This window comes from Calothrix anomala FACHB-343 (assembly GCF_014696435.1).
Taxonomy (GTDB): domain Bacteria; phylum Cyanobacteriota; class Cyanobacteriia; order Cyanobacteriales; family Nostocaceae; genus Aulosira; species Aulosira anomala_A.
Genome location: NZ_JACJQG010000086.1, coordinates 1 through 12,847, shown reverse-complemented (window position 1 = coordinate 12,847; position 12,847 = coordinate 1). Strand labels below are relative to the sequence as shown.

Genomic DNA, 12,847 nt, shown 5'->3' with positions numbered 1-12,847 from the left:
GCCCAAGTGGATCAATTTTGCACTTAGGAAATGCAAATATTAACGATACAACAGTCCAAGTGAATAAATCTCACAAATAAACCAAGTTAAAGAATAGAAGGGGCACACCCCAGTAAAACGCCTATCAAACTTGGAGGATAAACATTATGAGTTGGACTGCCACTATATTAGCTCTAGCGCTTACCCCACTCTCACCTGCTGTAAAAGACGGAAATCTTTCAACTTCATTCATCCAATTTCCCGCCGATGGAACTCATGCAACTAAGACTTTAGCATTTGGTGATGCCACCACCGATCCTCGCAGGGAGAAAATTATTGAAATCGCGAGATTGCAAATAGGTTTAGTAAATTCTGGTAAGCCTGGTGAGTTGGACACAACAGGGAAGAAGACTCGACAAGGTTGGCAAAATCTCTTGGAATATTTCCATACGGCGGCACCAGGTATTTGGCCAGATGAGGTAGTGAAGTATCAAAAGGCTGGTTTGCCTTCTTGGTGTGGCATCTTTTCGTTGTGGGCAGTGAAGTCAGCAGGGTTAGATGTTGGTAACTGGCGACAGGGAGTTGGTATTTCAGGTGTTTCTGGAATCAAGCAAACCTCTAACCCTCAGCCAGGAGACATTGCCTACATTGCGAAGAATCAGCATCATGCGATCGTTGCCAAGGTCGAGGGTAATACTATCACAACGATTGATGGGAATAGTGGTCGTATGGGTGGTGAGATTACTGAAAATAAGCGATCGCGCAGTAAATTCGCTGGTTTCTACACAGCTTTTTGATGGTTGAAATTAAAGAACTACGTCTGTCTTCAAACCCTAAAGAATACCAAGGAATATCAATATGAGTTGGACATCTCTAACTGCTTCTTTTGTACTTGGACTGATATCTCCATTTTTCAATGAAATGAACTTACCCAATCAAGGTCATCACCAGTTAGGCACAACAGAAGTTTTGACTGAAGTTTCTCAAGAAATAAAGGACTTATCTAACAAGGAGATAGCATTGGCAACACCAAAAACAATAAAGGTGTGGATCAATACCTTTATTCCTGATGCTATGGTTAAAGATCCTGTAGGTAGGTGCTTTACAGGAGATAATCGAGGTCTGTCCAACGATATTCATGCTTCTTCACGAACACACCAAGAAATCGAGTTTGATGTTGCAACACTCACCAAAACGATTGACTGGAAAGATACTGGCACTACTCATAAAGTTGACTGCTCAACAGGAAATATTTTGGAGGAAGGAAAAGCCTCTACTGCCCAATTGACTAATGGCACAATAAAGCGATCAGGCAGTAATGTTCTCGTTAATTTTAAGGCGGCTGCAAAAAATCCACTGCTTACGGGAGCACCTGCCATTGATTTGAACATAACATTCAAAATTAATCCAGCTACACGCGAAGTTTCTATTGTTGGTCACCATGATGGTTTCCCAGCTTATGAGGCTTATGTAACGGCAGATGGAGGTGCTGGCACATTAGTATATTCACACGATCCACGGGCAACAGGGGATACTCCTAGTTCTTTATTTCCTCCAATGGAGATCGCAGCAAAAAATGATGTAGTGAAGTTTTAACCTGCACAATACCTTATTTCAACTAGAACACTAATTCAGTAGTCATAGTTATCACAAAAAATTCAGTTTTATTTGGTTCACCAGAAGGAATATTTTGTTTTACAAGACATAAAAATTGAGTTTTTCTGTCTAGTGTTTTATTACTGAAGCGGTGTTCTAGTGACCTATATAAATAATGCTCACAAAGTTAATTAAAGTATGTAATAGGAATATTGTTTCCTGGCACAAACTCTAATTACACCATCTCAAAAAACTTGGAAGAAATAAAATGTCTAGTTGTATTTTGACCGATCAACTACTAAACGATCGCTACAAAATTATCCGTCCCCTGGGGATAGGTGGTATGGGACAAACTTACATTGCAGAAGATACGCAACGTCCTAATAATCCTCTGTGTGTTGTCAAACAACTAAAACCTGCCAGTAGCGATCCAAGTTTCTTAGTGACAGCAAGACGCTTGTTCAATGGTGAGGCAGAGATTCTGGAGAAGCTGGGGCGAGTACACGATCAGATCCCGCAACTGCTGGCATATTTCGAGACAGAGCAAGAGTTCTATCTAGTTCAAGATTTTGTTGATGGTCATCCTCTGAGTAGCGAAATGCTGTTAGGAGAACGGTGGTCAGAATCACAGGTGATTCAACTATTAAAAGAAGTGCTGACAATCCTAGAAACAGTTCATTGTCAGGGTGTAATTCACCGTGATATTAAACCAGATAATTTAATCCGACGGCAAGATGGTAAACTCTGCTTGATTGATTTTGGTGCAGTAAAACAAATCCAAATCCATCAAGCCTCTCATTCGCAAATGATTGGTCAGACAATTGGGATTGGTACTCCAGGATATATGCCGACTGAGCAATCTAAAGGAAAGCCGCGTCCAAGTAGTGATTTGTATGCGCTGGGTATGGTTGTGATACAGGCATTAACTGGAATACTGCCATCTCAATTGCTAGAAGACAAGGATGGAGAAACAATCTGGTGCGATCAGGCTGAAGTCAGTGCAGGTTTAGCGAGTTTCTTAAAAAAGATGGTGCGCTATCACTTCAAAGAACGTTTTGAGACTGCTACTGAGGCTCTACAAGCATTGCATCAAATAACTGCCTCACAATCAGCAGCATCAAGTTCTGGGCAATTAGTCAGTCATGGTTATCAACAAACTGTAGAAGTAGAGCAAGTTAAAAACGCCACCAACCAAGCCTCTATTCCAGTCGCACAGTCTGAAGATTTGGAGGAATTAGCAAATCCTCAAGCTCTATCATCTCCAGAATTTGCCCAAGGATTTGTTGTCTACCCACAGCCCCACAAAGAAGTGTCAACCTCCGTTAATACTTCATCAAAACAAAATCATTTGCTGCTGGGTATTGGAGTAATGCTTGCAAGTTGCTTGCTGACAGGGGGGAGTTGGTTTTTCTGGCAGCATAACCAACAGCAAAACCAGATAGCAAACATCAAAGCAATGATTGAATCTGGAAAGTATGATCAGTGCCTCGATAAAACAAATTATTCATCAAAAGTTAATCCTGAAATTTATAAACTTTTAGCTGAATGTCAACTCGGACAAGCAAAGCAGCTAGCAGCCAAAAAAGACTTTAAAGGTGCAATGACAATTGCAGAAAAAATACCTTCTGATACTTCTGCCTATAGTCAAATAACAATACTTGTTCAGCAATGGTCTGATGCAATCATTGACCAAGCAACAGAACTATATAAGCAAGGAAAATTCAATGAAGCAGTGGCTGTTGCTAAGTCAATTCCGCAAAAACTATTAAAAAATCCGCAGAAGATTCAAGAGCTAACCAAGAAGTGGAGCGATGAATGGGAAGCAAACAATAAACTAATCAAGAATGCACAAGTGCTTCTTAATTTAAGGCAATGGCAAAGTGCTATCAATGAAGTAAAAAATATTACACTTTTGGGAAAACCAGTAGATGAACGCAGTGAGTACTGGAATCAAGAACCAGCGAACATTGTTAAATTAGCAAAAATTGGAATTAGAAATTCACAAACACCAGACCCACCTCCAAAGCCAAAAGAGCCACCTGTTACAGCACCTATTGAAGGACTTTCACAGCAAGAGACTCTAGATCTGATTAACAAGTGGCTAGAAGCTAAACCCTCAATTTTTGCGACACCTTTTGATCGCCAACTTGCTGCAAGTTTGACAACGGGAAAAATATATGAGGACATTACCAAGCCGGGAGGAACAATAGATTGGCTGCAACAAGAAAAAGCCTACTATCGCTATGGTACAAAAAAAATTGACCCCATAGGATATTTCTCTTCCAAATCTGATCGAGTTGAAATTGAAGTTCAAATTAGACAAGGTATTGATTATTACGTGAATGAAAAACTCAAGAATTCAGAGATAAATACTAGTAAATATCGATTTGTGATTGTCCTAGAAAACGGTAAGTGGAAGCTTTCTGATCGAAAAGAGATCAAATAAACCTTTGCTGACAATCATTTTGGAGAAAGACATCTTATGAATAGATTTTGGAAATGCTGGAAATGGATACTTTTAGGTATTGTTATTGCACTGATACCAATTCTGTATCAATCGATGTACTTTACAACCCAACCTCAATATGCTTCACCACAGGCTCAGAAACTAGATGAAGTAGCTGTTAAAGCTAATTTCTCCAAGACTCAAAAAGAGCCTCTTGATGAATCTATTGCACAAAATCCTGTTGCGCTTACAGTACAACAGAATCCAAAACTACCTGTCCCATCTATTTCAACCACAATATCAAAACCACCTCTGAATACATCACCTAAGCTAGGTCATTTTCCTTATGCTGAAGCAGATCAAAGTCAGTTGATGACGATCTCAAGCTATGCAAAACATGAGTACCAGCGTTATGAAAAACTTCATTCAGAAGCTGCTCTGGCTCTGATGAAACTTATTTATGCAGCAAGGGATGAAGGAGTTTGGATTATTCCAGTATCGGGATTCCGCACCATTGCTAACCAGGAGAAACTATTCCAAGCACAAATAAGAAAAACTGGCTCTGAAGCTGCGGCGGCTAAAATTAGTGCCCCACCAGGATATAGCGAACATCATACGGGTTATGCAATTGACTTGGCAGATGGTTATTATCCAAACCAAGACATCACAATAAATTTTCAGCAGTCAGCGGCTTTTCATTGGCTAAGACAACATGCTAATGAATTTGGCTTTGAAATGTCCTTTCCTCCAAACAACCCACAAGGAGTGAGCTATGAACCTTGGCATTGGAGATTCACAGGTTCTTCGCAGGCTCGCATGGTATTTGCAAAGGTAAAACAAGTTCTTTAAATATTTATCTCGCAAGGTAATTATGTCAACTCTCAGTACCATTAATGATTTAATTGAAAAAAATGAAGCTAAGAGTCAGGCACTTTCAGTGGAGGTCGATCGCGCAGTCAATTGTGTCACCCACATTGAGCAACTGATTACATCTCTAAATTCCACACTTTCCTCTGCTGGGCAGGATGCACAAGCTAAGTTAGAGGCTTTTGGTAATGTTCTAGATACTGCTGAACAAACTTTGGAGAGTGAGTTGCAAACTGCCAAAGAAGGGTTGGAAACATTAGACCAAAAAATCAGCGAATTAGATAGTCAGATAGATACAATTTCCAGTGAGTTTAAAGCTCAGTTAGATGAATTCAAGAGTCATGCGGAATCAATGTTGTCGGAAATTGAAACTGAGGCTGAGGAGATTCAGTCTGGTTTGGAGCAACTAACTCAGCATATCCTGGAAACAGAAACTGAAGCTGGTAGCCACAGTGAAACTATCTCCAGTAATATTGAGGAATTTCGTGGTGTTTTTGATACTGCTCAAGATGCCTTCAGCGATCGCAAGACTGAGTTACTCGAACAGTTTGAGGCATTGGAAACAGAACTCACAGAGCAACTGGAAACGGTAACGACTGCCTTTGAAACCTTGACCACCAGTAAAACTGAAAATTTCACTAACTTAGTCAGTACTTTAGATACAAGCTCTAGTGAAGTCTTGGATACACTGACGCATAAGTATACAGAGGATATACAAAGTCAACTGTCTGAAGCAATGGCAGGACTGACTGGTGCGCTTTCTAGCTTGAGTCAAGTTGGTGAATCGTCTCACGGACTGCTAGATGGAGAACTGGGGGAGGTAATCGGCAGTATTGGTGAGGTTTTGGAGACAGTTGAGCCAATCCTAGATGTTTTGCATACTGTTCATGATTTGTTGGGATAACGCAGATTTAATGCTCTCAGCCTATAGTCAAGGAGATAAATCAATATGGCAGTTGTACAAGAAGAGTTACGTCAATCAACGGAGGAATCGGCCGAGAGTCTGACTCAGCTGTTGCATATGCTGGAACAGGCTTATACCCAAATCAGTGAAGCTTGCGAACAGCTAGAGTCGCATAATGAGCATCTGGATCAGGTAGATGATCGTGTGAGTGCTGCATTATCTGGTTTAACACAGGCATTGGAAACAGGTGAAACTGAGATAGAAAACAGTCAGGAAGCTGCCATTTCCGCCCTGGATGAACTCCAGCAAGCTGTTTCTGAGATTGAGGGCAAAGTAGATGAATTTACTCAATCTTTGTCAGAGGCTCAAACTGCTTTGGAGACAGAGTTCAAAGAAGCTCAAACTGAAATCGATGGTGATTTGGCAGAAATTAAAACAGCTGTAGAAGTAGTCAAAACAACTCTGGAAGAAACAGAATCAGAAGTGACTCAAATATGGGATAGTGCTGAACAAGCATTTACCAGTTTCACTGAGACGATCGCACAACTTCAACAAGAAATGGAGACTCTGCACTCGGAAACAGAAGAACAATGGACAGAACTAGTCAGTGAGATTGGAGAAACTTGTAAGTCATCTGTGCAAACGCTCTTAAGTGAATTTGGTGAAGAACTGAGTCAAAACCAAGTTAATGAGATGATAGAAAGTTTTAGTAGCTTAGAAGAAGCACTTACCCACCTTTTTGACAACTTTGGCAATCAAGCAGAAGAAGTAGGTGAGCATCTTCAAGAGCAAGCATCTGAAATCTTGAGTACTGTCATTGACCATTTGGAAAACACACTTATTGATGGAGTAGAAACTGCTTTTCAAGATGCGATAGATAATGTGGTTACAGAAATGGCACAAGAAGTTGCAAAGTCAATGACTCTGATGGTAACGGGTACAGGTATTACTACAGCACTGAGTCCAATTCTGCCAGAACTGCTAATTGCTAAAGAGGCGATAGATGCCATTAAGCTAGCCCTGAAAGTGCTGACGCTGGGGATTTTCTGATTTTAGCGATCTTATCTCACGCAAAGGCGCAAAGGCAAGGCAGTGCGTTGGGCGGGTTCCCCGACTTAAAGCAACTGCCGCGCAAAGTCAGAAAGAAATACAGATATCAGCGCGTGGTCTAAATATATATATGAAAACTGCTGTGTACCAAATTTAAGGAGAACTGACTATGACTGATGCATACGCTGCACTGGCTCAAATGGCGGCTATAGTTCCAGAGCAATTGAACCATTTGGTTGAAGGTGCAACAGAAATTCAAACGGCTATCGAAGAGTTAGAGACATCACTTCAGGAACAGCAGACAGATGTAGTAGCGCTGATTGAACAGATTACTGCTGCTTTGGCGGAACTACAGCAGGTGGCGACAAGTTTGCAAAGCGAAACAGAATCTGCGATCGCTGAAGTGGAAACTGGCACAGAATCACTCCAAGAAGTGTTTGAAGCAGCCAAGACTGAACTCACCACTGAGATTGAGTCTGTTCAGGAGAAAATGGGCGAGTTCAAGACTCAGCTTGAGGAAAGTAAATCTGCAATTGAAACAGCTCAGGAGGCAGCACAGACAGGACTGACGCAGATTCAGGAAAAAATTGAATCTGGGCAAGAACAATTCACCACTGCTCAAGAAACTGTCAGTCAGGGACTTCAAGGGGTGCAAGAAGCGATTCAAGCGGCACATACTACCGCAAGTGAGCAGATAGAATCACTCACGGATGAAGTGGAATCAGCTAAACAGGGTGTTTCGGAGAAAGTAAATGAGATGGTGACGCAATTCACAGCATCTCAAAGTGAGTTTGAAACTCACTTAAGTGAAATTGCTGAACAGACCATTAAATCTGGTATAGATGAGCTAATCAGTGCAACTCAAGAGCAAATAGATGGTGAACTCAAGTCCCTAGTAGAAGGGGCAGTGCAACATATTTGTGACGCGATTGTGAGTATGTCTGACCAAATCACTGGAGCTAAAGACGACACTGCATCTCATTGTGAACCACTAGAGGCATTATTCGATCAACTAGATACATTTCTTGAGCCATTGAAATCTGCGATCGATGCAGTGGAATCAGCAGCAGAAAAGGTCGGAATATCGCTTTGAGGCAGGTATGTGAATAAAAATGATGTTTTGCACCAAGTTTTGTATAGATACCTCATAGGAGAAAGAAATTATGTCTGATTTGGGCACGATCGCCAACGAAACAGTTACTAAACTCACAACGTTAACAGAGCAGAGTGAACAAGTTCAGTCCCACATGGATGAGTCTCGTGAACAGTTAACGAGCATTGCTGAACAACTAGAAACAAACTGGACGAGCCTCAGCGAGCGGGCACAGGCATTGCTAACACAGATTACTAGCGCCAAACAAGAGTTAGAAACTCAGGCCAAGCAAGGAACTGATGCGATCGCTCAACTCCACAATAAACTCCAAACAGTCAAAGGAGAACTGGATCAGGAATTAGAAGAAACTAAATCAGCGATCGCCCAATTGGGAGGTAAGATTGAGTCGGTCACTCCTACTCTTGAACAAGCTTTCCAAGCGGCAGAAGCAGCATTTACTAGCCTGACAGAAAAAGCAGGGGAACTGGAAGCAGAATTGGCAGAAACTGTTTCTCAAACTGAGGAATATTTGCTGAATGAATTCAACCAAAATATGGAAGAACACCAATCAGAGATTGAGCAAAAGGCTGAGGCGTTAGTTGCTTCCGTGGCAGAATGTTTGCCAGAAATCACTGCTAAGGCTGATGAATTTACGCAACAAGTCGAAGAAACTGTGCAGCAGTTGACAGAAAAATTACAGGGACTTGGCGAAACATCTGGGAACTCAGCACAGGAAACAATCGAGCAGCTTACCCAGTTTCACAGCCAGAGCATTGAAGAATTGCTAGGGAATACCCACGAGTTGTCGCAGTTAATGGAACGCTTAAGCGGTTTGATTGAAACCACAACAACAACTGTTGTCACAACTAAAGATACTCTTGTCGCTGGCGCAGAAAGTACTAACGTCGGACTGAGCGCGGCGGTTGGAGTCTTTGAAGGTATCTTAGATATTTTGCAGCTTTAAGTAGGTCGGCGCAATGAAAATACTGGCATTGGTCAATAGTCAATAGTCAGTTGTCATTTGTTAAAAGTCCTCCTTGTCCCCCTCATCTCCCTCATCCTCCTTGCACTCTTAATGATAAGTCTTTCATCAGACACGATATCACTTGTGAGATTCTATGAAAGTTATTTCCGCTAAAACTGATAAATTAGCTAAGAGCATTCATGCCGTTCGCCAGTTTGTGTCTGAGCGTGGTTCTCAGGATGAAGCTTATCTGCCGATTGGCTCCGCCTTAGCAACCCTGGAGAAAGCACTACAAACGAAGAGTCTTGTTGTCCAAATTATTAGTCAGGATGTAAATCAAGCACAATCACTTCAAAAACTTCTGAATATGAATTCTTTGGTGCGAGAAGCTTACCAAATCCAAACCAGTCCTTTGCCAGAAATTTCTCAGCTTCATGTTTTACCAGCAGTTTTAACTTTGAAGTGCGATCACCTGAATGGAAAACAGTCATTCCGGTATAAGTTAACAAGTACAAAGCCACAAATTATCGGACGTAACCCAGATATCGCTCAAATTCTACTGCCGGATGAACTAAGCTTAGTCAGTGGTTGCCATTTAGAAATTCAACCTTTAATGAAAGATGGTTGGCAGGTGCGGGATGTGGGAAGTAGAAATGGCACCTACATCAATGGCAGTGTGCAAAAATTGCCGGATTGGTATCAGCTGAAGGCGGGCGACGAGATTTGTTTGGGATCTGTTTCTGGAGCAACTGGTAGTGCAACGCTGGTATTTGAAAGTTCTGGCGATCGTGCTGCGGCTAAAGATGATACAAGTCAATTATTTAACTGTGATGTTCTTTGTTTAATCACGGATCTGAGTCAACCCTTGTCGAATGCGGCGAAACAGTTGATGGCGCAGGCGAGTGAGGGAAAAATTGCTAAATTATTTATTATCGCTACAACACCAGGAATTGGCAATCCGGAAGTCATACAGGCACATTGGCGAACAATGGAAGCTTGGGTGAAAAGCCAGCCCTATTACCCACTAATTGAACAAATCGCTCTCGCTTTACAGCCTGTGATTGCGAATCCTCAAGCAACGGTGCTTTTTCCTCATACCCGTCCTGAGTTTGAACAATTCTCTCAAACACTGGAAACATTAGCCAAGGAGAAGGCAGAAGAAATGTTGCTTCAGCGCATTATGACCCAATTAGTAAAGCTAGTAGATGCAATTGAAGCCATCTTGAAGCAGCAGGAAGCAAAGTTAAAACAGGAAACGCACCAAGCCGAAGATCAACTTAATAGCCTAGCACCCGCTACTCTAAAGGAGCAAACTAAAAAGGCAATCAAGAAAGTTGAAGGAGAGAAAGAACAGTTTAGGCAGATTAAAACTGCAATTAGTCAATCTGAAGCTCATTTACTAGATAAATTTAGACAAAATGCACTGCCTCAAAAAGTAGAGCATTTTGTTAAGCATTTGGAACCTGCTGTATTTGATCAAGGAGGACATCGCACAGTGCGTTTGCAACTTGGTAATGAGCAAAATCCTGCACTGAATGATATGCATACAGCAGCTTTGAGTCTTGCTCAAGCAGAACTTGCTGAATGGGCTACAACGCAATGGAAACATATTTGTTTATCCTATGGTGAGGGTGGCTTGAATGGTTTATGGCAGAGAAGTTACAAAACACTGAATTGTATTCCTGAAGTTGCTTTGCCCAGTTCTACTTTTGAGGTTACTCAGAGCATTAATATCCAACCAGTTTTACAAATCTCAGCGGTAGCACCCACTGAATGTAAAGTTCGATATAAACAGCCTGGCTTATTAGGGTATCTAGGGAAAAACTTTAAAGGTCAAATGATTTCAACTGTTTCTACACTAATGCTGGTTGGAAGTACTTTTATACCTAAAGAATGGAATATCAAAAAATTTTTAATTCCTGGTTTGATTCCTCCCATCGGTGTAGCTGTATTTTTTGCTTATCAGCATGAAAGGGCGATGAAAGTCGAGGAAGCAGTTGAGAAGTTACAAAAAGGAACACTCAGCTACTATCAATCTCTATCAGAAGATTTGACTAAGAAACTCTCACAGTATCTGAGTTCTTCAGTAGATTCAGAGGAGCGGCGATTCTGGACAACTTTGGAAACTGTCAGCGAACAGTATACAACTCATATTAGTGAACTGGAAATGTTGCAACTTCAGCTCAAAGCACAGATAGAGAATAGTAAAAAACTGCATTTAAAAAACCTAGAACAGTCTTTAGCTGACCTGGAAAAATTAAAGCGAGAAATCCTGGCGATCGCGCCTACCATGACCAAAGCCTAATCGTCTTGTCATCACAGCTACAAGCAAACCAGCAACCATCAGGGCTAATGGCAACTTCACCAGTTTGCCATAAAGGTTCAAAGACACCACGAATTTCCTGCTCGGTTTTTAAGTCCCAGAGGCGAATCGTTTTGTCTTCACTGGCGATCGCTAGCATTTGCCCATCGGGACTAAACATCAAAGCCGCGATCGCCGATCGCCCCACTGAAATTGTCGATAATTCCTCACCCGTCTCCGGAGACCATAGTTTAACAGTCTTATCAGCACTGCCGCTAGCAAGGGTTTGACCATCAGGGCTAAACGCCAAAGCTGTCACTGCCATTCGATGTCCATTAAGTGTATGTAGTACTTCCTCGACTTGCCAGTCCCACAACTTGATGGTTTTATCAGCACTTCCACTGGCAAGAGTTTGAGCATTGGGACTCCATGCAATCGCCCCAACTCCCATACTATGTCCAGTCAAAGTTTTCAGTTCTTCTTGGGTGTTGAGGTGCCAAAGTTTAATAACTTTATCAGCACTACCACTGGCAAGCATTTGGCCATCAGGGCTAAAGGCGATCGCGCTCACAGCTAACTTATGTGCAGCAACGCTCCAAATTTCTTTTTGAGTGCTGAGATCCCACAGCTTGATTGTCTTATCAGCACTACTACTGGCAAGCATTTGAGCATCGGGACTAAAGGCCAGCGCCCGGATGACATCTGAGTGTCCTGAGGGGATGTAGGGGGCGATATGAGTTTTTAAATCCCAGAGACTGATCTGAGGCGGAACAGAGGTAGGTGATGTATTTTCACTCTGAGTTTGCGGGATGGAAGTTGTTGGCGCAGTTGGTTGGACAGCAACAGAAGCAGCAACCTCATGCTGGGATGGAGTCTCTGGAATTGGGATGTTTGCTGTGGGAGCAACTGGAAGATCTGCGGCAATGACTTGGCACTCAAACAGAAATTCCGGCCCATCTTTGCTCAGTTGAATACGATCGCCCGATTGCAATATCCGATGTTCTCCCCTTTGCAGACGTTTTCCGTTGAGATAAGTGCCATTGGTAGCGTTGTTATCAAAGAGTTCCCATTGGGTGGTGTCAGTCTGAGTCGGACGAATTTCTACATGCAAGCGAGAAACTGCCAGATATTTGGAGTCTGCCAAAATTGTACAAGGAGCTTCACGACCTATGCCTACTTTTGTGGTGAGTTGATATTCTCTAATTTCCTGGCGATCGGGCGTATAGAAGCCTGAGAAGAATTTGAGTTTGGCAATCAATTGAAATTCAGATGCTTGCATAAAGCGGATCGGGAATAAGTGGATGAGATCAACCAAGTTGTCATTAGACATAGGCGTGAAATTAATTCTGCGTTGCCAGAAAGCCTTGGTAGGGGCGAACGGCCGTTCGCCCTTACGTCATTTTCGGAGATGTCTATTAGTCAAACTGGTTGATGAATAAGTGAATAAAGCAAGATAACTCAACCAAGTCATTTATAGAACACTACAGAAATCCCAGCAAATTGTCATCGGAGGTTTTTCCATGTCTAAGTTTCAGCCTAAGAGGATGTTTGAAAAGTCGGACAGATTGTAAAAAAGCTCTCTCGGTATACGCTGTGAATAGATAGTAGACAGCACCGAGAGAGCAACATGAGTAAAGCATATCCCA

Annotated in this window: 10 protein-coding genes; 9 read left to right on the top strand and 1 reads right to left on the bottom strand. The window is 42.0% G+C overall.

Features of this window, described 5'->3' with window-relative positions:
• Positions 1–146: 146 nt before the first annotated feature.
• The 9 genes from H6G08_RS32510 (at position 147) to H6G08_RS32470 (ending at position 11,204) form a co-directional block, all read left to right on the top strand.
• Complete coding sequence (locus H6G08_RS32510) at positions 147–776, top strand: CHAP domain-containing protein (RefSeq protein WP_190550738.1); 630 nt, start codon at positions 147–149, stop codon at positions 774–776.
• A 61-nt stretch (positions 777–837) separates the two neighbouring features.
• Positions 838–1,575: a DUF3238 domain-containing protein gene (locus tag H6G08_RS32505; RefSeq protein ID WP_190550736.1), complete on the top strand. Its 738-nt coding sequence runs from the start codon at positions 838–840 to the stop codon at positions 1,573–1,575.
• Positions 1,576–1,843: 268 nt separating this feature from the next.
• Positions 1,844–4,021: a protein kinase domain-containing protein gene (locus H6G08_RS32500; RefSeq protein ID WP_190550734.1), complete on the top strand. Its 2,178-nt coding sequence runs from the start codon at positions 1,844–1,846 to the stop codon at positions 4,019–4,021.
• A gap of 36 nt (positions 4,022–4,057) precedes the next feature.
• Positions 4,058–4,870, top strand: coding sequence for a M15 family metallopeptidase (locus H6G08_RS37840; protein ID WP_242046362.1), 813 nt, complete (start codon positions 4,058–4,060; stop codon positions 4,868–4,870).
• 22 nt (positions 4,871–4,892) lie between these two features.
• Positions 4,893–5,792, top strand: coding sequence for a coiled-coil domain-containing protein (locus H6G08_RS32490; RefSeq protein WP_190550731.1), 900 nt, complete (start codon positions 4,893–4,895; stop codon positions 5,790–5,792).
• Between the two features lie 45 nt (positions 5,793–5,837).
• Entirely contained in the window at positions 5,838–6,842 is a 1,005-nt protein-coding gene (locus H6G08_RS32485) for a hypothetical protein (RefSeq protein WP_190550729.1), read from the top strand.
• Between the two features lie 169 nt (positions 6,843–7,011).
• The gene (locus H6G08_RS32480) at positions 7,012–7,935 is read left to right on the top strand and encodes a coiled-coil domain-containing protein (RefSeq protein ID WP_190550727.1); all 924 of its coding nucleotides are present in this window, start codon (positions 7,012–7,014) and stop codon (positions 7,933–7,935) included.
• 70 nt (positions 7,936–8,005) lie between these two features.
• Positions 8,006–8,899, top strand: coding sequence for a coiled-coil domain-containing protein (locus H6G08_RS32475; RefSeq protein ID WP_190550725.1), 894 nt, complete (start codon positions 8,006–8,008; stop codon positions 8,897–8,899).
• 154 nt (positions 8,900–9,053) lie between these two features.
• Positions 9,054–11,204: an FHA domain-containing protein gene (locus H6G08_RS32470; protein WP_190550723.1), complete on the top strand. Its 2,151-nt coding sequence runs from the start codon at positions 9,054–9,056 to the stop codon at positions 11,202–11,204.
• Here the strand turns inward: H6G08_RS32470 and H6G08_RS32465 are convergent.
• Positions 11,185–12,531, bottom strand: coding sequence for a WD40 domain-containing protein (locus H6G08_RS32465; protein WP_190550721.1), 1,347 nt, complete (start codon positions 12,529–12,531; stop codon positions 11,185–11,187). The two genes, H6G08_RS32470 and H6G08_RS32465, sit on opposite strands and share 20 nt — an antisense overlap.
• Positions 12,532–12,847 lie beyond the last annotated feature (316 nt).